The organism is Salinivirga sp. (genome assembly GCF_055145285.1).
The window spans coordinates 1-24676 of the sequence record NZ_JBSRDC010000079.1; the positions used below are offsets into that span (position 1 = coordinate 1).

Annotated in this window: 26 protein-coding genes; 6 read left to right on the plus strand and 20 right to left on the minus strand. The window is 38.5% G+C overall.

Annotated elements, in window-relative coordinates:
• The first annotated feature begins 180 nt into the window (after positions 1-180).
• Positions 181-309: a hypothetical protein gene (locus tag ACTB0Y_RS16265; protein WP_463207893.1), complete on the plus strand. Its 129-nt coding sequence runs from the start codon at positions 181-183 to the stop codon at positions 307-309.
• Positions 310-401: 92 nt separating this feature from the next.
• Here the strand turns inward: ACTB0Y_RS16265 and ACTB0Y_RS16270 are convergent, their stop codons facing one another.
• The 13 genes from ACTB0Y_RS16270 to ACTB0Y_RS16330 all read right to left on the minus strand — a co-directional run bounded on the left by ACTB0Y_RS16270 (position 402) and on the right by ACTB0Y_RS16330 (position 7487).
• The gene (locus ACTB0Y_RS16270; protein ID WP_463207894.1) at positions 402-524 is read right to left on the minus strand and encodes a hypothetical protein; all 123 of its coding nucleotides are present in this window, start codon (positions 522-524) and stop codon (positions 402-404) included.
• A gap of 22 nt (positions 525-546) precedes the next feature.
• Positions 547-1080: a permease gene (locus ACTB0Y_RS16275; RefSeq protein WP_463207895.1), complete on the minus strand. Its 534-nt coding sequence runs from the start codon at positions 1078-1080 to the stop codon at positions 547-549.
• A 4-nt stretch (positions 1081-1084) separates the two neighbouring features.
• Positions 1085-1564, minus strand: a complete 480-nt coding sequence (locus ACTB0Y_RS16280) for a permease (RefSeq protein WP_463207896.1) — start codon at positions 1562-1564, stop codon at positions 1085-1087.
• Between the two features lie 6 nt (positions 1565-1570).
• Positions 1571-1882: a hypothetical protein gene (locus tag ACTB0Y_RS16285; RefSeq protein ID WP_463207897.1), complete on the minus strand. Its 312-nt coding sequence runs from the start codon at positions 1880-1882 to the stop codon at positions 1571-1573.
• 12 nt (positions 1883-1894) lie between these two features.
• Entirely contained in the window at positions 1895-2065 is a 171-nt protein-coding gene (locus ACTB0Y_RS16290) for a hypothetical protein (RefSeq protein WP_463207898.1), read from the minus strand.
• A gap of 156 nt (positions 2066-2221) precedes the next feature.
• Positions 2222-2467 carry a thioredoxin family protein gene (locus ACTB0Y_RS16295; protein WP_463207899.1) on the minus strand — a complete coding sequence of 82 codons (246 nt, stop codon included), beginning with the start codon at positions 2465-2467 and terminating at the stop codon, positions 2222-2224.
• Between the two features lie 29 nt (positions 2468-2496).
• Entirely contained in the window at positions 2497-3816 is a 1320-nt protein-coding gene (locus ACTB0Y_RS16300) for a permease (protein WP_463207900.1), read from the minus strand.
• A 200-nt stretch (positions 3817-4016) separates the two neighbouring features.
• Positions 4017-4718 (minus strand): aromatic aminobenezylarsenical efflux permease ArsG family transporter, encoded by a 702-nt coding sequence (locus ACTB0Y_RS16305; RefSeq protein ID WP_463207901.1) that lies wholly within the window; start codon positions 4716-4718, stop codon positions 4017-4019.
• Positions 4719-4850: 132 nt separating this feature from the next.
• Positions 4851-5267, minus strand: coding sequence for a nitrophenyl compound nitroreductase subunit ArsF family protein (locus ACTB0Y_RS16310; RefSeq protein WP_463207902.1), 417 nt, complete (start codon positions 5265-5267; stop codon positions 4851-4853).
• 11 nt (positions 5268-5278) lie between these two features.
• Complete coding sequence (locus tag ACTB0Y_RS16315; RefSeq protein WP_463207903.1) at positions 5279-5518, minus strand: thioredoxin family protein; 240 nt, start codon at positions 5516-5518, stop codon at positions 5279-5281.
• Between the two features lie 144 nt (positions 5519-5662).
• On the minus strand, positions 5663-6712 hold the full coding sequence (gene arsB / locus ACTB0Y_RS16320) for an ACR3 family arsenite efflux transporter (RefSeq protein WP_463207904.1): 1050 nt from the start codon (positions 6710-6712) through the stop codon (positions 5663-5665).
• Positions 6713-6753: 41 nt separating this feature from the next.
• A complete protein-coding gene (locus tag ACTB0Y_RS16325) occupies positions 6754-7176 on the minus strand; it encodes an arsenate reductase ArsC (protein ID WP_463207905.1) in 423 nt (140 codons plus the stop codon).
• A complete protein-coding gene (locus tag ACTB0Y_RS16330) occupies positions 7173-7487 on the minus strand; it encodes an ArsR/SmtB family transcription factor (protein WP_463207906.1) in 315 nt (104 codons plus the stop codon). Before ACTB0Y_RS16330 ends, ACTB0Y_RS16325 begins: the two co-directional genes overlap by 4 nt.
• Positions 7488-7665: 178 nt before the next feature.
• On the opposite strand from ACTB0Y_RS16330, the gene ACTB0Y_RS16335 reads away from it, so the two are divergent.
• Complete coding sequence (locus ACTB0Y_RS16335; RefSeq protein WP_463207907.1) at positions 7666-9489, plus strand: sensor histidine kinase; 1824 nt, start codon at positions 7666-7668, stop codon at positions 9487-9489.
• 1 nt (position 9490) lies between these two features.
• Here ACTB0Y_RS16335 and ACTB0Y_RS16340 read toward each other — a convergent pair whose 3' ends face one another.
• The 7 genes from ACTB0Y_RS16340 to ACTB0Y_RS16370 all read right to left on the minus strand — a co-directional run bounded on the left by ACTB0Y_RS16340 (position 9491) and on the right by ACTB0Y_RS16370 (position 17412).
• Positions 9491-11464 carry a hypothetical protein gene (locus ACTB0Y_RS16340; RefSeq protein ID WP_463207908.1) on the minus strand — a complete coding sequence of 658 codons (1974 nt, stop codon included), beginning with the start codon at positions 11462-11464 and terminating at the stop codon, positions 9491-9493.
• A 136-nt stretch (positions 11465-11600) separates the two neighbouring features.
• On the minus strand, positions 11601-12191 hold the full coding sequence (locus tag ACTB0Y_RS16345; RefSeq protein ID WP_463207909.1) for a hypothetical protein: 591 nt from the start codon (positions 12189-12191) through the stop codon (positions 11601-11603).
• 2 nt (positions 12192-12193) lie between these two features.
• On the minus strand, positions 12194-12700 hold the full coding sequence (locus tag ACTB0Y_RS16350; RefSeq protein ID WP_463207910.1) for an RNA polymerase sigma factor: 507 nt from the start codon (positions 12698-12700) through the stop codon (positions 12194-12196).
• Positions 12701-12824: 124 nt separating this feature from the next.
• Positions 12825-14054, minus strand: coding sequence for a [FeFe] hydrogenase H-cluster maturation GTPase HydF (hydF, locus tag ACTB0Y_RS16355; protein WP_463207911.1), 1230 nt, complete (start codon positions 14052-14054; stop codon positions 12825-12827).
• A 43-nt stretch (positions 14055-14097) separates the two neighbouring features.
• Complete coding sequence (locus ACTB0Y_RS16360; RefSeq protein ID WP_463207912.1) at positions 14098-15546, minus strand: lyase family protein; 1449 nt, start codon at positions 15544-15546, stop codon at positions 14098-14100.
• A gap of 116 nt (positions 15547-15662) precedes the next feature.
• The gene (locus ACTB0Y_RS16365; RefSeq protein ID WP_463207913.1) at positions 15663-16364 is read right to left on the minus strand and encodes a response regulator transcription factor; all 702 of its coding nucleotides are present in this window, start codon (positions 16362-16364) and stop codon (positions 15663-15665) included.
• A gap of 4 nt (positions 16365-16368) precedes the next feature.
• On the minus strand, positions 16369-17412 hold the full coding sequence (locus ACTB0Y_RS16370) for a sensor histidine kinase (protein WP_463207914.1): 1044 nt from the start codon (positions 17410-17412) through the stop codon (positions 16369-16371).
• A 187-nt stretch (positions 17413-17599) separates the two neighbouring features.
• Here ACTB0Y_RS16370 and ACTB0Y_RS16375 point away from each other — a divergent pair, with 187 nt between their 5' ends.
• The 4 genes from ACTB0Y_RS16375 to ACTB0Y_RS16390 all read left to right on the plus strand — a co-directional run bounded on the left by ACTB0Y_RS16375 (position 17600) and on the right by ACTB0Y_RS16390 (position 24539).
• Positions 17600-19852 carry an inorganic phosphate transporter gene (locus ACTB0Y_RS16375; RefSeq protein ID WP_463207915.1) on the plus strand — a complete coding sequence of 751 codons (2253 nt, stop codon included), beginning with the start codon at positions 17600-17602 and terminating at the stop codon, positions 19850-19852.
• A gap of 201 nt (positions 19853-20053) precedes the next feature.
• On the plus strand, positions 20054-21274 hold the full coding sequence (locus ACTB0Y_RS16380) for a hypothetical protein (protein ID WP_463207916.1): 1221 nt from the start codon (positions 20054-20056) through the stop codon (positions 21272-21274).
• Between the two features lie 116 nt (positions 21275-21390).
• Entirely contained in the window at positions 21391-24297 is a 2907-nt protein-coding gene (locus ACTB0Y_RS16385) for a TonB-dependent receptor (protein ID WP_463207917.1), read from the plus strand.
• A gap of 101 nt (positions 24298-24398) precedes the next feature.
• Positions 24399-24539 carry a hypothetical protein gene (locus ACTB0Y_RS16390; RefSeq protein ID WP_463207918.1) on the plus strand — a complete coding sequence of 47 codons (141 nt, stop codon included), beginning with the start codon at positions 24399-24401 and terminating at the stop codon, positions 24537-24539.
• Positions 24540-24676 lie beyond the last annotated feature (137 nt).

The window sequence follows — 24676 nt, forward strand, 5'->3', positions numbered from 1 at the left end:
TACCAAGTAATCAATACAGGCTTGCTCCGATTTAAACATTTCTTCAAATTCCATTTGATCTGCCGGATATTTCATTTCGTAAAGATAAAACTTTACGGGAGATGATCAGATACCCCATTTAAAATAAAATATGCAGTTCAGGTTTGTTGGGAATTGACTTCAGATAATCTGGAACGTGAATTGAAAGGAATAATAGATGCACAAAATGATACGGGTGCTGAAAAGGGATATATTATCACACTTGACCAAGAAGATATTTTTCAGGATACTGAGGTTCTTCCGGCCTGGAAAGCAACTGAAATATTTTAAATTCGCAGTCCGGGCACTTTCAATAGAAATTAAAGAGAGTATTTTGAAATGAACATTTTCTCGTTGAGAATAACCCCAAATTCTAAAAACATTTAAAATTCATACTCCATGCTGAACAGGATATTGTTCTCCGGGTAGTTGTTGGCGATGTAGTGGCTTGTGTTTGAGGATCCTGAACAGGGGTTTGTCATCATGTTTAAGTCTTGTGTACTCATAATTTTTCAATTCTAGTGGAATTTAAACCTCTTTAATCTTACAATTATTCTTTTTAAAATATCTTCCCATTATTATTCCGATTAGGATAAAAACGGGAATACTTATCAAAATTCTCATCAGAGAAAATTTTAGTCCGAGAAATCCAATTTCAAAAGTGAGCATAGGTATTTTGGCTATTGTAAACGCGCTCAAATAGATAAATACATTGGCCGGGGAGCTTCCTTTTTTCCATAAAAGATAAGCCACGGGAAATGCCGCATACAAGGGACCGGCCTGGATAAATGCAAGCAACATGACCAACACAATTCCTTTTATGCCGGAAGATTCGCCAATATGCTTTTGCACCCGGTCTTTGGGTATCCAAACATCAAAAAGACCTATCAGGATGAACATTGCCGGAAGCACGAAAATCATTTCTTTAAAGAACATCCAGAAATTATCTTTGAAAATTGCCATGCCGGTGTTAAAATTAAAATAAAAAGAACCACCGGTAAAAATTGCAAAAGCAATAATCAGCGGGAAATCGTATTTATATTTTTTAAACAGTTCCTTCATATTCTTAAATTACAGTATAAACCAAAACCATTGCCGCACCAACAATCACAGCTCCTATAAAACTAAGTGCATTCCGTATGAACGTTACTTTCATTCCAAAATATTTAGCTTCAATGGGAATGGTTAAAACGCCCACCATCATGAGTGTGGTAATAAAAACGGCTATAACGGCATAACTCACGCCGGTTTTTACTAAAATGCCGGCCAATGGATATGCAATAAAGCCGGGCAACAGGGAAACCGAACCGAGGATTGCTGCGGAAATATAAGCCTCCCATCCGGCATTCTCTCCCAGGTATTCAATAAGCAACTCTTTAGAAACAAAATGTAGCACAACGCTGATAATGATAATGACCGTTAAAATCGTAGGCAGTATTTTGAAAAACTGTATCAGCCCATTTTTTACTCCTTTGATTGTTTTTTTCGAATCAACTATCAGAGAGATAAATGTTAAGGCTGCGCTAATGATTATCATTGTCAGCATAAGCGTTTATTCTGCTGTTTTTTTAATCTGAATTCCCATTAGTTTTGCTCCTTTCTCCGATTTCATAGAAAAAACAGCAGGTTCGGATGCCAGGCTCTGCTTTTCGCTCAGGCTCTGCATTTTCCCGTTTGCCGAGATATCTACCTGTCCGCTCATAACTACAAACACTACGTGTGTTTCCATATTACATTCGGGCATGGCACCGTTTTCCGGTAAATCAATCACCCTTATTTTGAAATCTTCGGTTTTGTAAAGTACATTTTTATGTCGCTCCTCGTAAGGTTTTCCCTCTATTTTATTGAAATCAAGTAATTCCATGGCTTTTTACTTTTATTTGGTTGAAAACGGGTCGTTTTTTTCAATCTCTTCTGCTTCTTTGCGTTTTAAAATGGACAGGGCATTTTTTCCCTGGGAATTGGGAATGGCCTTGTTGTTTAAATATTTTATATTTTCTGCAATGGCTTCAAAATCTTTGAACGGGAATCTCAACACTAAATGCATTTTTTTATCGTTTTGAGTAAATGTGCCTTGTATTCCAGGATTTTATTCCTTAAAGTAAATCCTGCGCCTCTTGCTGATGCTCAAAAACAACCGATAAAGGCGCAGAATTTAGTTTTATTTGTTTGCAGGATTTACTATAAACCTTGTTTTGAAAGTCTACTCAGCAGCCGATTTCAACCAGTTTTCAAGGGTGCTTTTTACGGGTATCTTGCCTTGCGACAATACTTTACCGTTGACCACCAATCCGGGGGTCATCATTACACCATAATCCATGAATTTATTCATATCGGTTACTTTTTCGATGTCGGCTTCAAGATTCTGTTCTTCCACCACCTCCTGGCATGCCTTTTCAAGCTTTATGCAATTTGGGCAGCCTGATCCGAGAATTTTTATATCTAACATAATTTTAAATTTTTATTGGTTCTACAATTTTAAAACAGCCCGCCGTAAATTAAACCCGAAATGGTGGCCATAATCACAACCAATAGCACATAAACCAATGTTTTCTGTGTGCCAATTACGCCGCGAATCACAAGCATGTTAGGTAGTGATAGTGAGGGACCGGCCAACAACAGCGCCAATGCGGGTCCTTTTCCCATACCGGCTCCGATAAGGCCTTGTAAAATAGGTACTTCGGTCAGTGTGGCGAAATACATGAACGCGCCCACAATTGAAGCGAAAAAGTTGGAAAATACCGAATTTCCACCAACCAGGTTGGCTACCCATTCATTTGGAATTACACCAGCCATGGCTGTATCATCGTGCGTTGAACCCAGTAAGAAACCGGCAATTAAAACGCCAATGGCCAGCAAAGGCATAATCTGCTTGGTAAAATCCCATGTGGATATTGTCCACTCTTTATTGTCCGGGTCTTTTTTATCGGTTAATGTGATAATACTCAGTCCTGCTATGGCAACCACCATTGGTACCAGCGGCGAACTGCTTATGAAAGCCGATGCAGCTGTAGCAACAGCAGCGAGTGCCACATATTGCCATTTGATTTTAAGAATAGCAATCAAAGAATAAATTAATAAGAGTCCAAAGGCAGAAGTGATATACCATTTATTCGACCAAATCCAGTACCATGCGCCACTGTCTACACCTTCGGCGGGTTTGCCCCAGTTGGCAAAAACCAAAATGAGTACAAGCGTAAAGAAATGAAACGCCGTTTGCCACATGGGGCGTTTTTCTTCTGTTTCAGGAAATTTCAGTTGTTCTTCTTTTTTGGCTTTTTCTTCTTTTCTGTAGATGATAGACATTACAGAACCTATCACTACAGCAAATACCACAGCTCCAATGATACGGGCGACACCCATTTCAAATCCCAGAATGCGCGCCGTTAAAATAATAGCCAGAATATTGATGGCCGGCCCAGAATACAAAAACGCAATGGCCGGCCCTAAACCAGCGCCACGCTTGTGAATACTTGAAAATAAGGGTAAAATGGTACAGCTACATACAGCCAAAATGGTTCCTGAAACGGATGCTACCGTATAAGCTACCCATTTTTTCGCCTTAGCACCAAAATATTTCATTACAGCGCCCTGACTCACAAATACAGCTATTACTCCGGCTATAAAAAAGGCCGGCAACAGACACAAAATAACGTGTTCCTGTGCATACCACCTGGCCAAATCGAACATAGCCAAAATAGCCTCTTGAAAACGGTTGCTTTCTACCGGTAAAAAATAGGCAAAAACAAAAATGACTATTATCCAGGCCAGTATTTTTAATTCTTTTTTCCTTTCCATTTTTTTCGTTTTGTTTTGATTCGGTTGATTAAGTTAATTAGGAGCGGGAGTGTTCAAAAAAATGTGTCACTGAGTTTTTGCATGGTTTCTTAGGTGTATTTCATTACCCCAATTACCTGATTTATTCAAACCCTTAATCCACTCATTTAACTTAATCCCTCAATTTCTTAATTCCTCAATCAACTCAATCCCTGAATTCACTAAAAATAAATAATCACCACATAATACACACCCACTACAATAAAGAGTATTGAAATAACTCTCCTGAACCAGATTTCAAAAGTTTTTAGGCTGTTGTATAGTTTACCGACACCTGAAACGGTGTAGGCAATTAGCCATGCGAAAATAATGACCGGAATACCGGTGGCTATGGCAAAAACTATCGGCAGGTAAAGTCCGGAAGCACTTCCAACGGTTATAGGAATCAACATGCCAAAATAGAGCACGCCGCTGTACGGGCAGAAAGCCAGTGCAAACAGTACGCCCAGTACTAACACGTCCCAATAGGTATGCTTGCTTTTTTCCTGGAATTTTTTGGTTAAATTTCCCACGCCCGGAAATTTAATTTTAATCAGGTCGAGCATAAATACCCCGATAATAATCAGGAGCGGTCCAAGGAATTTTTCACCATACTTTTGAAACCAGCCGGATATTTCGAACTGATCGGCTCCAATGAAAATAATTACAGCTATAAGCGTGTAGGTAATTGCTCTTCCTAAAGTGTAAATGAGTCCACTAATAAAAACGCGGCGTTTATCTTCCACATCTTTACTGATAAACCCGATGGCAGTGATATTCGTGGCAAGCGGACACGGACTAATGGCGGTCATTAACCCGAGAACAAACGCTGTAACGATTGGCAACGAGCTATCGCTCATTATACTTTGCAGAAACTCTTCCATATTCTAATTTTTTAATTTATTGATGTGCTGATGTGATGATTGTTGATCATTTATTAAAACAACACCACTAAATCGAATAATCAAGATATCATTCAAATAATTAGCACATCAGCACATCAAATCATTAGCACATCACTTAATCAGTGGGTCTACCTTTTCTTTAATAATCTGTTTTAACTTTTCAGGATTATTTCGGGCGTACATAAACCCTTCGTTGGTGATATTGATTTGTGTATCACCACTTACAATAAGTAAGGTTTGTCCTGAAACGCCTAGTTTTTCTGCTTTTTGTTCACCTTCAGCTTCTTCAAGGTTGTAAGTAGCAAAGGATACTTTATTGCCATAAAGTTCTTTGACAGCATTTTTTGATTCAGCTTCAACGGCTTTACAGGTAGCACATCTTCTTGCGTTATGAAAATAGTATACCTCTACATTATCTGCCTTCGATGCTGTTGTTTTTGTTTCAGATGCATTGCTTGCGTTGCTCGAACATGCGGTTCCAAAATTGAGCGTCATCAGCGCCAGTGTTAAAAATGTAATTGCTTTCATGGTTTATTCTTTTATTGGTGATTATTAATAATTTCATTCAATTCTTTTTCGCTCGGAACCCGACCCGAAAAAACTACTTTTCCATTGATAACGAGTCCTGGCGTGGTCATTACACCATATTCCATTATTTTCATAATGTCCTCCTCTTTTGAAACTTTCGCCTCAATACCTGCATTGGTAATAGCTTGCTGGGTAAGTTTTTCAAGTGTTTTGCATTTCGGGCATCCCGGCCCGAGAATTTTAATGTCCATAGTCATCATTTTTATTTATTTGCAAATTTCAATTTTTTGTTTTTGTATTTCGCAAAATAGCGAAATACAATTTTATTTACCAAACTTTATACCATATTTTATTTTCTTTTTTATGATTTTCGAAATGCTTTTTTACTCTTTAAATCAAAACTTTCGTTTGTTGGCAAAAGCAACCAGCGAGAGCATCACGGGTACTTCGACCAAAACACCTACAACGGTTACCAATGCTGCCGGCGATTGTAACCCGAACAGTGCTATGGCTACGGCCACGGCCAATTCGAAAAAGTTGCTGGCTCCTATCATGGCCGATGGGGCACAAACCTGGTAACTAAGGTTAAGCATTTTGCCGCCATACCAGGCTAAGAAAAATATAAAGTAGGTTTGAATGATTAACGGTACGGCTGCTAATACAATAATCAACGGATTGTTGACAATATTTTGTCCCTGGAAGGCAAACAAAAACACCAGCGTGGTTAAAAGTGCAATGATGCTTACGGGTTTGAGCCTGGGTAAAAACTTTTGCATGAACCATTTTTCACCTTTCCTGCGCATAAGTATTCGTTGGGTAATGACCCCGGCCCCCAATGGAATCACTACAAATACAAAAATGCTGGTTAAAAGCGTATTGTATGGAATGCTTATATTGGTAATGCCAAGCAATAAACCTACAATGGGCACGAATGCTACAAGAATAATCAAATCGTTTACGGAGACCTGCACCAGTGTGTAGTTCGGGTCGCCGTCTGAGAGGTAAGACCATACGAAAACCATGGCCGTGCAGGGTGCGGCTCCCAGAATGATGGCGCCTGCAATATACTCGTCTGCCAATGCCGGATCGATCCATGCGGCATATAATTTGGAGAAAAATATCCAGGCGAAAAATGCCATTGTAAAAGGCTTTATCAGCCAGTTAATAATGATAGTCCAAACCACTCCGCGTGGTTTTTTTCCAATTTTCTTTATGCTCGAAAAATCAACCTGTAGCATCATGGGATAGATCATGAGCCAAATAAGTATAGCAACCGGAATATTCACTTTGGCAATTTCAAGTTCGCTGACAAACTCAATGCTGCTGCCGGCAAAATGCCCCAGTGCAACACCAACCACAATGCCAAGTGCTACCCATATGGTCAGGTACTTTTCAAAGAAACCAATGTCTTTTTTTGTCGATTTTTTCACATTTTTATTTCTCATAGATAGTATGCGTTATATGTGGTTTGCGGGTGCTTTAGGATTTATATGGACTTTTTAATTTTTTCATAAAAGCTTTTAAAATCCCTTTTAATCTCATCACGTATCCTGCGAAACTCTGATAATACAAACTCTTCACTTCCAGTTACTTCGGCCGGGTCTTCAAACCCAATGTGCAAACGGTTTTTTACCTTTCCGGTAAACATGGGGCAACTTTCTTTAGCTCCATCGCAAACGGTGATGACATAGTCAAATTCCTCATTTAAAAATTCGGTTACAGCCTTTGGTTTGTTGTGGCTCAAATCAATTCCTTCTTCTTTCATCACCTGAACAGCCTTTGGATGAACCTGTTCGCTGGGCTGTGTGCCGGCAGAAAAAACATCCAGACGGTTGTCAAATGATTTTAGATAACCCTCCGCCATTTGGCTGCGGCAGCTATTGCCTGTGCATAAAATTAAAATTTTCATAGTTCCTGCTCCTCATTAAATAATTGATTAAACAGTTTTTTTGCTTTTTCCCAGTTTTCGTGGTTGAGGCAATATTTTATGTAAGGTTTTTCTATCTCGCCCTTTATGAGTCCGGCATATTTCAACTCTTTCAGGTGTTGCGACAAGGTCGAGCGTCCTATGGGAAGTTCGTCTACGAGGTCGCCGCTATAGCAACAGGCATTCATTTGGGTTAACTTTTGTAAAATATACAACCGTACCGGATGGCCCATGGCTTTGGTAATCCTGGCCATCTCTTTTATTTCTTGTGAAAGCTCAATCTTGGTATCCATTTTCAGCAATTTTAATTTTTATGTTTCGCAAAATAACGAAATGATTTTCAATTTCACTAAATATTTCAAAAAAATCTTCAACGATTAAAATACTTTCAGATGTTTTTTTATTTTTAAAAATCAAATGCACTAATTAATTGTTGTTTATATAAATGAACGTATTGAACATGACTACTGAATGAAATTTAAATTTGAATATCGCATCACAATCCTCTATGTTTTAATAGGAACCATTTGGATTTTATTTTCTGATCAATTGGTTACATATTTTACTAATGACCCCTTGTTCCTTACTAATATACAAACTTACAAGGGATGGTTTTATGTGCTTATTACCGGTATTTTGCTGTTTATTTTGGTGCGATACCATTTAAAACAAATCAGAAAATCTAATAAAGAGTTGTCAGACCGAAATAAAATGTTGCTCAATTACCAAAAAAAACTTAAGGCAGGAAATGATGAATACTATTCTTTATTTGAGGAATATAAAACGCAGAATGAAGATTTAAAGCTCGCAAAAGAGAAAGCAATTGATAATGAAAGGCAGTTTAAGCAATTAATTGATAATGCTCCTGATGCTGTTCACATACAGACCAATCAAAAAATAATTTATACCAACAAAAAATTATTGCAGCTGTTGGGTGCTGACGGCGAGGGAGATGTGGTTCAAAAGTCGGTTTTTAATTTTGTCCATCCATCGGAGGTGGAGGATGTAAAGCGAGCCCTGGTAAGCTTTAGAAATAATGAGGCCCCATCTTTACTCAGGCTTAAATATTTAAAGCTTGATGGAACAGCGGTTGAGGTTGAATTATCTTTTGTTCAGATTCAGTTTGAAGGTAAATTGGCTGCATTGGTTTTTTCAAGAGATATAACCGAACAGAAAACATATTTATTAGAACTTGAAAGCAAAAACAAATTTATAAATAAAGTTTTAGATCGGTTGCCAATTGGGCTTTCACTAAATAGGACCAACGAAGGCGATGCTACCTATATGAATGAGAAATTTGTAGAGATTTATGGATGGCCCAGAGAAGAATTAATTAATATAGACTCATTTTTTAAAAAAGTATATCCTGACCCGCAATACCGCGAAAAGATTATGCAAAGGATACTATCTGATATTGCCACCGGGAAACCGGAAAAAATGCACTGGGAAAACATAACAATAACACAAAAAAACGGAGAAACCCGAATTGTAAATGCTGTAAACATACCAATTCCGGAGCAAAACACCATGGTTTCTACTGTGATGGATGTTACTGACTTGAAGCGTGCGGAATATCAGTTATTGCAATCCAAGGAGAAGGCCGAAGAAAGTAACCGATTGAAAATTGCTTTTTTAAATAACATATCTCATGAATTCAGAACACCCATGAATGGTATTATTGGGTTTGTGGATTTATTGCTCAAGCCGGGTTTAACTGAATCACAAAGAAAAAAGTATAGCGATATTATTAGGGATAGCAGTAGGCAATTATTAGATGTTGTAACCGATACGGTAGAGGTATCGCATATACAAAGCAATATCATAAAGATAGTAATCGAGGAGTTTTGCCTGAAAAATTTACTTGAAGATGTTGCTAAAAGCTATGAAATGCGCATTGCTAAAAAAGGACTTGATTTTAATCTTAATCTTCACTTTGAAAAAGGTCAGGAAATTGTTCGCAGCGACCGGCACAAAGTACTTCGTATTGTTAAACACCTTGTCGATAATGCTATTAAGTTTACCTCAAAAGGAAAAGTTGAACTGACCTGTAAGCGTGAAAATGGAAATGTGAAATTTCAGGTTATGGATACCGGTATAGGAATTTCAGCTGGTGTTAAAGACATTATTTTTGAATCTTTCAGGCAAACCGAAACAGGCTATAACAGAAGTTTTGGTGGAAATGGTATTGGTCTTTTTATAGTAAAAGCATACACTGAAAAGCTAAATGGTGAGGTTTCATTTTCTTCAGAGCCGGGCAAAGGATCCGTGTTTGAGGTGAGTGTTCCTGTTGTTTAGTCTATTTTATAAAAATGCGTTGGTACAACACAGTTGAATCGTGCTTTATTCTCAGTAAATATGGCATCTGTCCGGGCCAATCATTGTAATCAATAATCAATTCTTTTGTACCGTCTGCTTTAAATAAAATTTGCTGATTAATGTTGAAAGCAGTAACAGTAAAAGTATCCTTACTCGTCAATTTCCTTACCGTTATGGTAGATTTGTTTCTGTTAATTTTTAATTCGAAGTTGTTTCCTGTAGTTATTTTTTGTTGAGTTTTCGGGTAGCTCGCTGTTGTCTTCTTTTTCTGAATTAGATTAATACCCGGCGAGTTAAAGGTTTGAAATTCAAAAGGGTCATCTGAATTTCCTATGATAATATCTTTCTTCTTAACTTTTTTCCAGCGTTTCCCATTCTCTTGCTGCCAGCCTGTGAAATGGTATGGGGTTGAGTCCGCTTGAACATCAACGTTATTAAAATATTCATGTCTTACAATTTGAAATAAATTGTACAAAAGCATGTAATCTAATCCGTTGTATTCCCAGGGTCTGGTAGCCGGGTCGTTGGTATTGAGTACGTAATCTTTGCCAACGGGCTTTACCAGCCGCTTCCCTGCAGACCAAAATGGCTCCGGATGGTCATGTTTATTACGTTTTCCATCGTTATTTACATCGTAAACACTACGCCACTGTCCTGTTTCTGGTGCCTGGTTGAGGCGCAACTGTATGTATGAAAGATAATATTGATAGAACCGGTTAATTGTATTTATTGTGGGTTCGTGCAAAATCAGGTACATCAGCGGAAAATGCACGAAAGTAAATAATTGATAAGATTCCGGCATGCCCTTATTGTAATCCTGAGCGCACCTATAGCACCAGTAAAGCAGGCTGTCGAAACTCGAAGCATATTGTGTTTTACCCATCGTGGCGAGTGCCAGTTTAGCATGGTCGTTAAAATGTTTGTACCCCGGTAATGGCAGGTTAAGCATAATGTGGGGCTGCCAGCCAAAATTTATTTTATTCTGTGCTACTCCGGTTGTTTGATGAACTGCTTGCGCAAACATTCTGGCATTAAATATCAGGTCTTCAGGTTTTCCGCCTCGCCTTACAATCTCTTTTGTGGCTGGGTTTACAATGCTCCAAAGCCTAATAGGAATATTCAAACCACTGATTTTAATTTGAAATTGCGTGTGCATGGCACTTGTCAGTCTCAAGCTTATTTTTTTGGACCACTGCGCTGGTGTAACCAATGCACCCTCGCCATCAATAAATTTGGATGTGTCTTTAACGAGCTTTGCCGTGAGCGTTAAACCCTGCATGAGATTCCATACCTGGTCCTGGCTCATTTCGTCGTGTTTTCCATAATCTGAAGAAATGATTGGTGTTTTGCGGAACAGGTTTTGTCCTTTGACAGTCCAATAATGGGCAAGACTGTCTGTGAATTTTGCTGTATGTGTGACATCGTCGCGGATAAAAAAGCCATTTAAGCTGCCGGATGGGTAAGGGTAGGGGTAGATTACGGTATCTTTGAATTGCCATAGGTGCGCTTTTCTTTTACCATAGCGAATTTCGGCCATATAATCCAATCTTTCTATCGCCCTAAGGGCACCAACAATATCGTCAAGGCATTTTTGCAGCTGATTGTTTTCTGCTTTATGTATTTTTAAAATGGCATATTCCGTTGCTACAGTGGCGAGGTAATATCCTAAGGTATGACCGGCATCTGACCAGTGTATTTCTCCTGAATTTCTAAATCCGCTGTGTGGATTACGCTTATGTGCCGGAATATAACTGCCATAAGGTGGGAAGGCCAAGGGGTCTGACTTAATCATAAACTCGTTTTCGAGTCTTTGTTTGTAAAGGTTGTATTTATCAAAGTTGCTGTCTTGAGTTTGAGCCAGGCCAATTACAGTGCTAAACAATAGACCAAACAGTAAAACACCTTTTATTCTGCTTGTTTTTATTGATTGTTTCTTGAGTTCGTGGGCTTCCATCAGTGCAGTTTAACTAAATCACTTTTAAATTTGAATTAATTGTCGTGTAATTCCGCTTCTGTTTACTTTATAAACGGTTCAAACACAAATTTACGCCAATAATTATGGTTATTTGATAACTTTTGCTCCACAAACTTTAATTTTTTTCCAGGTTCTCAATCTCTTCTATCTCTTTGTTAAGTTTTTTAAAACGCTCATGGAGGGCAATTTTAAACGAGTAGAAGGCTGAAATAATCATAATAACTATAATCAGGCCAACGGGTAGGAGTGAGTGTAGTGTAAAGAATTCTATTTCACCCATTATGAAAATTCCTGTAATAGCTAATGGCATAAGTAAAAAGCCGATTTTTGTGATTTTTGTTTTCTGTTTTTCCAGTTGTTTTATGTGTTTTTTTATTGTGGTGATGGGGTTTGTGAAATCAATTTTGTTGATAATCAGAAAGTATTTTACGGCCCAGGCATACGTGAGCAAAAAAGGTACGCCAAAGGCAGTTATGCCCACATAAAAATTGAAAGTATTGCGTGGTTCAATATTGGGGATGAGGATAAATGAAACTACAATTAACGGTAATAAAATATTTAGCAGTGCAGTGATTTTTTCCCGGTTCATTCGCTTTTGGGGATTCCTGATAAGCATTTGCCTGAGTATGGCTCTGTTGAGTTGAATATGCTCTGATAGTTTCCTGTCTTGGCTTTGCCACATGCTTTTGAGCTCACTAAGTTCCATAATTAATAATTTTGTTGGGTTATAGATTTTTTAATCTGGGTTTTTATACGGTTAATTCTGGTGCCTACATTGGTTTCAGATATGCCGGTAATTTCGGCAATTTCCCGATGCGATTTTTCTTCAAGGTATAACAGGATAATAGCTTTGTTTATCTCATTTAACTTGTTAATGTGTTGGTATAGCAAAACATAATCATTGCTTGAGTCCGCTTGCTGTATAAGATAATTTTGCCGTATATTTTTCGTTTTATTTTGCAGAACAAATAAGCTGTCTCTTTCTCTTTTTCTGTTGTAGTTCATTGCTGTATTGAGCGCTACACGATAAATCCATGTGGAAATTTTAGATTCATTTCTAAAGCGGCCGAATGATTTCCACAGCTCAAGTGCTATGTCATTTACTAGATCCTCCGTATCCTGAGTTATGTCTGTGTAGGCTTTGGCTATTTTCAGTATGATTCCAATATTTTCCTCAAAAACATCAATAAACTTTTCTTTTTTCTTATCAGCCATTTTATCAAGATTGTAATTATTGACTCATTTGTTTTTATCCAATACGTAACACGAAAGGCGAAAAAATCACAATTAAGCCAATTTTTTTTAGTCTGCTTTGCTGAAAGAGTTGTAATATGTGGTACTACAAATAATCATCAGATGAATCGAGTTGCTTTGTAAATGGCGCGACAGCCCTCTTGTAGATTCCCTGTACGTAGGCGATAGCCATTCCATAGTTGGTAACCGGTATGCCTGCGTCTATGGCCGGTTGTATGCGATTGATGAGTTGTTTTCTGGTAATCATGCACCCTCCGCATTGTATTACAAGTGCATAATCAGTAATGGGCCTGGGGAGCTCATTTAATCCTGCAACTACTTCATATTGATGTTCTTTACCGGTAAAAGCAGTTATCCAGCGTGGGATTTTTACGCGGCCAATATCATCGCATGAAACATGGTGCGTACACGACTCCAACAGCAGTATCCTGTCATGGTTTTTCAGATTACCTATTTTTGGTGTTCCGCGCATATAGCTTTCAAAATCGCCTTTATATCGCGCCAAAATAATACTAAAACTTGTCAGTGGAATATTTCTCGGTATGGAGGCGTCGGCTTTTGTGAAAATCTGACTGTCGGTAATGGCTAAGGCTGGTTTGATTTGTGTTTTTTTCAAAAAGGCATCTACTTCTCGTTCTTTGAGTACTATACAAACGGCATCATTGTCCAGTATATCGCGGATGGCCTGAACCTGCGGCAGAATCATGCGGCCTTCAGGAGCTTCAATATCTATGGGTGTGATGAGAAGTACAATATCGCCATATGAAATCAGGTCTCCTACCAGGGAGGGTGAGCTAAAGGCTGATTCGGGTATGGTTCTTTTAATGGTTTCGATGATGGCCTCTGCATTACCACCTTTGTGTGTGCTGTGCGACAATATTTTGCACTGATACCGTTCTTGTAGCTCTAAGGACAGTGCCTGAGAGAGTTCTTCAATGTCGGATTTATTGTGTATGATGAAGAATGGAGTGGCCGTTTTATTGAATGTCTCAATAACCGCTCTTTCATAATCGCCAAACTGGTTTTGAATGATGACCAGTATGCCAAGGTCGATGGTTTTTATGGATGCTTTGGATTTGGCTATGCGTTTTTGTCCCAATTCGCCGGTATCATCAATGCCGGCTGTGTCGATTAATATAACCGGGCCAAAGCTGGTAATTTCAAATGATTTTTTAACGGGATCGGTGGTTGTTCCGGGATGGTCGGAGACAATGGCAATATCTTGTCCGGCCAGTTCATTAATGAGCGAGCTTTTTCCGTTGTTTCTTCTTCCGTAAATCCCAATATGTGGTGTTGATGCTTTTCCTTTTTGCATGGTCGTGCGCTTTTGTAATAGTCTGTAAACAATATTGTATTGTTTACTTGTCAAGTAAATCACTCGGTTTAAACCCCAATTTGAGTAGGTTGTGCGGTGAGGTAATTTCAAATAATTTGTCCTGGGGTATTGATTCTTCTTTTTTGTTTATAAAAAAGATTGATTTTTTCTTATTCTTCATTGCCTTGGCCATTAAAGCTGCATGGTGATACCCAATGTAAGGCACCAGAGCTGTTGTTATTGCCGGATTATGGTATAGGTTATCCGTTGCAAGCTTTGTGTTGATTTTTAAACCGGAAATCATATAATCTCGTAGCGATTGGTTTGCAGAAATTAATAAATCGAGGCTATTTAATAGAGCATCTCCAATTTGAGGGATGTAAGCATTGAGTTCCAATTGCCCCTGTCCACACAATGAGCTGATGAGCATATCGTTGGCGTAAATTTTATGGGCTGAGCTAATCACGAATTCGGCTATTACCGGGTTTACTTTTCCGGGCATGATGGAGCTGCCTGCCTGTCTTTGAGGAAGTTCAATTTCTTTATGAGTGGAAATATCTGAAGCGAGTAAGCGCAAGTCGGCGGCCATTTTCTCCATATTTACGGCATGCGCTTTAAGTGTTGCATGTATTTCTGTGTATACATCCAGGTTGCTGGTGGTATCTGTTAGGTTCTCGCTGCGGGTTACCGGCAGGTTGGTGAGTTTTTGCAAGGTAGGCACAACCTCCATTATGAAATACGTGGGTACCGTAATGCCCGTTCCTATGGCGCTGCCACCCAGGTTAACTACTTTAATGCGCTCGAAACATTTTGATACGCGCCACCAATCTCTTGAAAGGGCATCGCCGTATGCACTGAACATTTTTCCGTAAGAAGTTGGCACAGCTTGCTGCAATTGGGTATATCCTGCACGCATTGCATCACGCGACTCTGCTTCAACCGCCTCAATTTTATTGCGTGTTCCGTTGATTTCATCTTCAAGCTTTTCCAGTAGCTTCATTGTGGCCACCTTTAATGCTGTGGGCACAGTATCGTTTGTCGATTGATAGATGTTGGCATGCTCTACAGGGTCTATTGTGTCATAATCTCCCGGTTTTAATCCGGTTTTTAGCAAAGCAACATTCGCAATAATTTCATTAATGTTCATATTGATGCTTGTGCCTGCGCCTCCCTGGACAGCAGGTATAAGAAAGTGCTCGAAGTATTCTCCATCTGCAACTTCCGCGGCTGCTTTTTGGAGGTTAATTAATGTGTTTTCGTCAATTAGTTCTATGGGTAATTGTTTTTTGTATTTTTGTCGCAGTGCGTTAGCAAACTTTTGGTAAGTCTGGTATGCAGCCAGCTTAACTATTCCCATGGCTTTATACCATTCAACATTGAAAATTGAATTTCCCGGGAAATTTTCTTGGGCTCGCAGCGAATGGATACCGTATAAGGCATCACCATCAATCTTTTTTTTTCCCAGCAGGTCTTTTTCTATTCTTTTTTTCATTGAAGTAGGTTTATTATCCTGTTAAGCAACAAATTTAGTGGAAATTGCGGAAAATAATAATACCTACTGAGATTTACATCTGTATGTTCGTGCTAGAAGAAACTTTTCAGGTTTCGTTAATCAACAAATTTGTAACCAACCCCTTTAATGGTTTTAATGAGGTCGTCACCAATTTTTTCCCGTAGCTTGCGAATATGTACATCAATGGTTCGGTCGCCAACAATTATGTTATCGCCCCATACCGAAGTATATATTTCATCACGGGTAAAAACTTTATTCTTTTTTGATGCCAGTAAAGCCAATAACTCAAATTCTTTACGCGGAAGCACGAGTTCTTCTTTACCCTTAAGCACGATATATTTTTCTTTGTCAATGATTAACCCTGCAATTTCAATCGTATGATCAGAGCCTTTTTTTTCAGTTTCTTGTATTCCTTTGTACCGTTTTAGTAATGCCTTAACACGGCTGATAAGCACCTTAGGTTTTATTGGTTTGGTGATGTAGTCATCGCCCCCTGCTTCAAAGCCTGCTATTTGAGAATAATCCTCTCCCCGGGCAGTTAAAAAAGCAATTATTGTACTATTTAGCTCTTGTATTTCTCTGAGCTGGGCACAGGTTTCAATGCCATCCATTTCGGGCATCATTACATCAAGAATGATGAGGTGCGGTTTTATTTCAACGGCTTTTTGTATCGCTTCTTTGCCATTTGTAGCCGTGCTTACATCGTAACCTTCTTTGGAAAGGTTGTAGCTGATGAATTCGCGTATATCGGATTCATCATCAACAAGCAGAATTTTTTTGTTTTTTGTTTCTGACATTTGATTATTTTTTTGACGATTTATTAAGCGTAAATGAGAAGGTTGTGCCTTTGTTTATGTCCGATTTTACATTTATTGTTTGGTTGTGTGCATCTATTATGTGTTTTACTATAGACAAACCAAGGCCGGTGCCACCTTCTTCTCTCGAACGGCTTTTATCTACGCGGTAAAATCGTTCGAAGATTCTTGGAAGGCTCTCCGGTGCTATACCAATGCCATCATCCTTAATTTCAACTAAAATATAGGCATCCATGTCGTAAAAAGCTGCCCTGATGTTTCCTTTTGGGCTGCCATATTTTAGTGCGTTAATTACCAGATTGGATATTACCTCAAATATTCGTTTTTTATCGGCATTTACTTTGATGGGTTTTTCGGCGCCCGGCCCAAATCTTAATGTAATCTGTTTTTCTTCTGCCCGCATATGGTGCATTTCAAATACATCGGAGACAAGCGCAATAATATCAAAGTTCGTGAATTTCAACTCCAGCTCACCGGCTTCGAGCCGTGTAATTGTCTCAAGATCTTCAACAATTGAGATCATTCTGTTAATACTTTTTTCGGTTCTTTCCAGATACAATTTATTAATCTTCGCATCATCTATGCCTCCATCCAAAAGGGTTAAAACATAACCTTGTATGTTGAAAATGGGTGTTTTGAGCTCATGAGAAACATTTCCAAGAAATTCTTTCCGGTACCGCTCCATCTTTTTAAGTTGCTCTATTTCATGGGCCTTGTGCTCACTGTACAATGTAACTTCGTTTTTTACTTTGGTAATAATATCGGTAGATTCTGTTTGGTTTCTGGCCAGCTTGTTTTTAATATTAATGTCGTGTATAGACTTATAGATAGGTTTGATTTTATCGTAAATAAAATGATCTAAAATGTAACGAATGGTAAAATAACTGACAATAAATACGGTAGAAATCCATAAAATGCCGATCCACCACGAGGTAATGAAAAAGAAGTCGATAAGCCAGTATAAAAAACTAACAAGAGTAATGACAAGAGAAATAAGGAGCGTTAGTTGCTTTGATGATACACTATTCATTTGGTCTTTTTTAGTTTATTGCAGTGTTTGGTTACTATGTTCATAAATAAATTGTAAAAATAACCATTGATTGATTAAATTGTGACCAAATTTCTATCAAATGCAATGACTTAACATTAATTTAATACAGAATTGAGAAAAAATTGATTTTTTAGCAGACATTTTTGAAACGAGTAATTAAGGGAATATGGATTACATTTACCTCATTTTTGTCATAGTGCTCTTTGCACTGGCAATTTCTGACCTGATTGTTGGCGTAAGCAACGATGCTGTAAATTTTCTCAACTCAGCCATAGGGGCCAAGGCTGCCCCGGGTCATATCATTATGATAGTAGCCTCACTCGGTGTTCTTGTAGGTGCTACCTTCTCCAGTGGTATGATGGAAGTAGCCCGGAAGGGAATATTTAATCCTCAGATGTTCAACTTTGCTGAGATTATGACCATATTCCTTGCTGTAATGATTACTGATGTCATCCTGTTAGATTTGTTCAATACAATAGGTTTGCCTACCTCAACAACAGTTTCCATTGTTTTTGAACTGTTAGGTGCTTCTGTTGCCGTATCGGTGGTAAAAATAGCTATGGATGCAAATGAAACAATGGCCGATCTTGGCACATATATAAATAGCGGTAGTGCCCTTGCCATTATAGGAGGTATACTGCTCTCGGTGGTCCTTGCTTTTCTAATTGGCTCAATAATCCAATACATTTCACGGCTTCTGTTTTCATTCAGGTACCGGCGTAACCTGAAATGGGCAGGCTCAGCCTTTGGAGGTATTGCCATTAGTGCTATTTTTTATTTTATTGTGATAAAGGGACTTAAGGGGACTACTTATGTTCCTGAACATGTATTAGAATATGTCAAAACACATACTTTCACTATTATCAGTCTTTCTTTTATTGGATGGACGCTTATTCTGCAAATATTATATGTGCTTTTTAAAACCAATGCCCCAAGAGTAGTCGTTATTTTGGGAACATTTGCTTTGGCTATGGCTTTTGCCGGTAACGACCTTGTAAACTTTATTGGAGTACCTTTGGCTGGTTTGGCATCTTATAAGGCTTATGCTGCCTCGGGAATGGAACCATCTGAGTATATGATGGATATATTGGCCCAACCGGTACAGAGCGGAACACTTATTTTATTGGGGGCCGGTGCCGTTATGATAGCCACCTTATGGACTTCCTCAAAAGCCAAATCAGTTGTGGCTACCTCGGTTGATTTAAGTCGGCAGGATGAAGGTGCCGAACGTTTTGACGCTTCAACATTTAGCCGTTTTATGGTGCGGGTATCAGTAAATTTTAATGAAGGATTGGCGAAAGTATTACCACAAGGTGTTCGTAAAGGTATTGAATCCCGGTTTCAGAGACCTGAAAAGCCAGAAGACCCGGGAAATCCGGCTTTTGATATGATTAGAGCGGCCGTGAACCTATCGGTAGCCAGTATTTTAATTGCAATTGCTACTTCCTTGAAACTACCGCTCTCAACTACTTATGTTACGTTCATGGTCGCCATGGGTGCATCACTGGCCGACCGCGCCTGGGGAAGGGATAGTGCAGTATACCGAATTACAGGAGTATTTACAGTTATTACCGGCTGGTTTATGACCGCCATAGTAGCATTTTCTGCTGCATTTATCGTAGCATTGTTTCTTAATTTTACAAATATTGTAGGAATTGTTATTATGGTAGGTATAGCCACAATTTTTATTATTAAAACCCATGCAGCACACAAGAGTTCTGAGGCTCGCAAAAAAGAAATGGCCAGCGAAAATGAGCAGGAGTTTATCGATGAAACAGGCAAGTATCTCGACCGTAGTAATAATGCTGTGAAAACTTCCTTAATAAAAGCATCTAAGATATATTTTGTGTCCATTAACGGGTTAATTAGCGAAGATAGAAGAAAGCTAAAAACCATTCGCAACGAAATACATGATTATACAAATCATATCAAAGACCTTAAGGATAATTTGTATAAGTTCCTCGAAAAACTGAACAAACTGACCCCGGAAACAGGCCATTATTATGTGCAGGTATTGGATTATATGCGAGAAATGGCTCATGCATTAAGTTATATTGTGGAGCCAGCCCATGATCACGTGGCCAATAAACACAAATCACTGAAAAAGGACCAACAAAAGGAACTAACTGAACTCTCTGAAAAAATTTCTGAAATATTCAACAAAACCATCCACCTTGTGAAAGAAGCAAAATATAATGAACTTGGTGAGATTGTAGCAGAAATGGAAGATTTGATAAGTTATATACAGGAAATCAGACGCCAGCAAATTAAACGTATTAAGAAAGGATCTGTAAACACACGCAATAGTATGCTCTACCTTGGTTTACTACAGGAATCTAAGAACCTGCTTTTATTTATGATTAATCTGCTCAAAGCACAACGCGACTTCGTGATATATACCGAGAAACATTTAGATTGATTGACTAAACGTTAAAAAAAAATGGGCTACTTGTTAAGTGGTCCATTTTTTTTTGCTTTAGCCACTTACATGTTAATTGAATATTAAGGATTAAAAACATCCCTTGGTACTTATTAATGTTTAATTAATACCCGCTTAAAGTTTTAGACAAAACAATGTTCTTCTTTTGTCAAAGATATTAAACCCAAAAATCTATTTACAATGAAAAACAAATTATTCATTCTCGGACTTATTTTGATTGCTTTTGGATTTGTCGTTACATCATGCGATGATGACGATGATGATAATGACAAAAGTGGTAATAATGATAATACAGTAATTACAGAGAATATTACCAGTGATGAAACATGGTCAAGTGACAATGTGTATCAGCTTGGTGGCAGAATTACTGTAGAAGACGGAGCTACTTTAACCATTGAGGCCGGTACCATTATTAAAGGTGAACTCGGAACAGGACCCAGTGCTACCGCACTTCTAATTGCAAGAGGGGGCAAACTTATGGCTGAAGGAACTTCCGATGCACCCATTATTTTTACATCTGTAGCTGATGAGATTTCACCGGAAGATGTTGCTGCCGGAAACTTTGGCAGTCCAAATGTATTGCCCACAATGAGTGGTCTCTGGGGTGGTGTAATTGTTTTGGGAAGAGCACCAATTTCTGCGTCGGCTGAAGTAGTTCAGATTGAAGGTATACCAACTTCCGATACAAACGGACTATACGGAGGAGATGATCCTGCCGATAATTCAGGTGTGCTTAAGTACATTTCAATCCGTCATGGCGGAGCCAACATTGGTGAAGGTAATGAAATCAACGGACTTTCACTTGGTGGTGTGGGAACCGGAACAGTTATTGAAAATATTGAGGTCGTATCTAACGAGGACGATGGTATTGAATGGTTTGGTGGTACCGTTAACGTATCAAACGCCTTAGTGTGGAACTGTTACGATGATGCTATTGATGCTGACCAAATGTGGACCGGAACACTTGATAATTTTGTAGTTATTACTTCAGGTGGTCACCTCTTTGAGTTGGATGGCCCAGAAGGAGCAGAAGGTGAAACCGGTGGATTCGATCCTTATACTATTAAAAATGGTTACCTTGTAGCCAACAGTGATGCTATTCAGTCATCAGACCTAATTAATACCGATGACAATACCGGTGTGAATTTTGATAATATATTTATTACAGGAATCAATGAAGGTCAAATTATAAACCGTGTTAACCACGATGTGGGTAATGTAGTATTCCAAAATGTTGTTTTGGATGTGCCTGCTGACAGTCTGGCAAATTATGTTGTGGATGGTAATGTGCCTAATGGTGTGAGCGCAGGCAGTGCTCCCGCTAATGCTGGTTCAATTAATCTTGCCACTTTTGGAAGCTGGACATGGGCAGCTGCTGAAGGTGTAATCCCATCATTATAGATAATTATCAGGGTTGTTTTTAAAAATATCCTGAAACCAAAAAACAGACTTGCAAACTTGTGGTTTGCGAGTCTGTTTACATCATTTTTTTATTTAAAACAAACCGAACAATTGTAATGAAACGCATAGTAATTGTTTTTATGCTCCTGCTCTCTACTTTATCTTATGCCCAAAAAGGAACCATTAGAGGGACAGTTTTTGACGATCATACAGGGGAGACTCTGGTAGGAGTAACCGTAGTCTTAAAAGGCACACATACCGGAACCATAACCGATCTGGATGGGAAATTTACATTAAAAGTTGATCCCGGAACACATGATATACAACTTTCTTATATATCCTACCAAACCCTCACTATTGATGAGGTAACTGTAAAATCTGGCGAGGTTACAGTTTTAAATAATTTAAGCCTCAAAGAAGCTAGTATTGAGCTCGAAGGCGTTGTAGTTACTGCCAAGCTCGTAAGAAACAATGAAGCAGCACTTCAAATTTTGAAAAAGCGCTCCACTGGCATGTTAGATGGAATTTCTGCAGCCAAAATAGATTTGATAGGCGATGGCACGGCTGTGGAAGCCGCCCAGCGTGTTACAGGAGTTACTGTGGTGGATGGTAAGTATATGTATGTTAGGGGTTTGGGTGATAGGTATTCAAAAACCACCCTGAATAATGTTGATATACCCGGCCTGGATCCTGACAAAAATACACTTCAGTTAGACATTATTCCAACGAACCTTATTGACAACATGGTGATCAGTAAAAACTTTACTGCGGACTTACCAGCCGACTTTACAGGGGGCCTTATGAACATCGAGATCAAAGACTTCCCTGAACGTAAAATATTTAATGTTTCTGTGGGGACCTCCTACAATCCGGATATGCATTTTAATGCGGATTATCTCACATACGATGGCGGGTCTACGGATTTTTTAGGGTTTGATGATGGTACCAGGGCTTTGCCTTCGGAAGCGCGTCAATCAAATATCCCATCACCATTTAGCGGTCATCCGCAGGAAGAGGTTACCAGTTTTATTAATAGTTTCGACTCCCAATTGGGTGCAAAGCGTGAAAATAGTTTCATCGATTACAGTTTCAGCATGTCTTTGGGAGATCAAATAGATTTGAATAAAAGCGAAAATAGCGCATCGCAATCGCCAAAGTTGGGATATATTTTTTCCATGTCATATAAAACAGATTACAAATACTTCGACGAAGTCTCTTATGGCGAATATCAAAACATAGATGACCCGAATGTTAATGGAATGCGTTATGCAACTGTTCAAAACGGAGCACTGGGAGAGCAAAATGTTTTAGTTGGCCTGCTTGGCGGCTTAGCCTATAAAAATAAATTTAATAAATACCGCTTAACCGTTATGCGTTTGCAAAACGGCCAAACCCGTTCCGGTATTTTTGATGTTGATGACAATGGAGCTGCAACCGGTCAGTCCGGTTACATTGGGTTATCTCATGTCCTTGAATACCATCAGCGATCACTTACAAATTTATTGCTAAATGGTAAACATGTAATCAACCAAACAGGTTGGGATATCGATTGGAGAATATCACCGACTTTTTCTACTCTATATGACCCTGATATCCGAAAAACAACTTTTGAACTGAACGAAAACAAAGACCCTGAATTTAATGCCGGCTCCGGAGGTTTTCCCTCAAGACGGTGGAGAGAGTTAAATGAATTAAACGCCACCGGAAAAATAGATGTATCCAGGTCCTACGAGTTTCAAGGTCAGGAAGCTAAATTAAAATTTGGCTTTAGTCATACCTATAATAACCGCGATTATGAAATGCTCTCCTATACCGTAAAATTTTATGGGCCTGAGCGCTCTTTTACCAAAGCAGATCCTTCATTGATATTACAACCGGAAAATTTTTATCCCAATATGCCTTATTCAATTGCATACCAAACCGATTTTAATGATCCGAATTCCAATGAATACAATTCTAATGTACAAAATACTGGGGTATACCTCTCCAATGAGCTTTCGCCATTACCCAATTTAAAAACAACCATCGGATTAAGAATGGAATATTATGTACAGCGGCACACTGGTCGTGATATAAGTTATGCAAATGGAGATATTGCAAATGGAAAAAATCTTGATAATGATGTAGTATTGGAATCAATCGACCTGTTCCCTGCTCTGAACCTAATATGGTCAATAAAAGAAGAACAAAATCTGAGAGCTTCTTATTCCAAAACTATTGCACGTCCATCTTTTAAAGAGCTCTCTTTTGCTCAAATCCTCGATCCCATCAGTGACCGTATTTATAACGGAAGTCTTTTTGAATATCCCGACTGGGATGGAAAATTAGTCGAAACCCGTATTGACAACTTCGATATTCGATGGGAGCACTTTTTTGAAGGAGGTCAAAATATTTCAGCCAGTGTTTTTTATAAAAACTTTAAAAAACCAATTGAGCTGGTTCGTATTCGCGCACAGCAAACCAGTACTGAATATCAGGCCAGAAATGTGGGGGACGGAACACTTTACGGGTTTGAATTGGAAGCCAATAAAAACATGGGTTTCTTATCGCCTTCATTAGAGGCTTTTTCGATTAGCGGTAACGTAACTTTTGTTTGGTCGGAAATTGATATGACAGATATAGAATATCAAGGACGAAAAGAATACGAAAAAACCGGTGAGAATATTGATAAAACAAGAGAAATGGCAGGGCAGGCGCCTTACGTAGTTAATGGTGGTATTACTTACAATAATATGAAATACGGGTTGAATACAGGATTATTCTATAATGTTAAAGGACCCACTTTACTCGTGGTAGGTACCGGTTTGTTCCCCGATATATATACTGATTCGTTTCACAGTCTAAATTTTAGTTTCAATAAAAAATTTGGAGAAGAGCAAAAAGCAACACTTGAGTTTAAAGTATCGAATTTGCTTGACGATACAAAATACAGTTATTACAAATCTTACCCCGAAATTAAGGAAACATACGATCTTTTTAATCCTGGTCGAACATTCAGCCTTGGTTTTAGTTATAAATTTTAGAAGCTATATTTGTTTTTAAAAAAAAGGAAGTTTTGGCTTCCTTTTTTTGTGGCTGATAATCAGGTTTTTGTTAAAATGACCCAAAAATAAATCAAATTTATTTGCAAAAAGGTTTTGAATGTAAAAATATATCTTCTACTTTTGCACCCGCTTTGATAGAAAAGGCGCAGATATTTGAAGGAGATAGAGCTTGGAGTTTAGATGAATTAGGAGGGGCTGAGGCGATTAAAAAAAAGTTTTAAAAAAACTTTAAAAAAATGTTGTCAGCGGAATAAATTAGCTTTATCTTTGCAGCCCGCAAAAGAAGGAATTGAAGGGAAAGGAGCGGGAAATGATCTTTGAAAATATTAGGTAGCAAACCCTGTAAGGTAGGATCGGT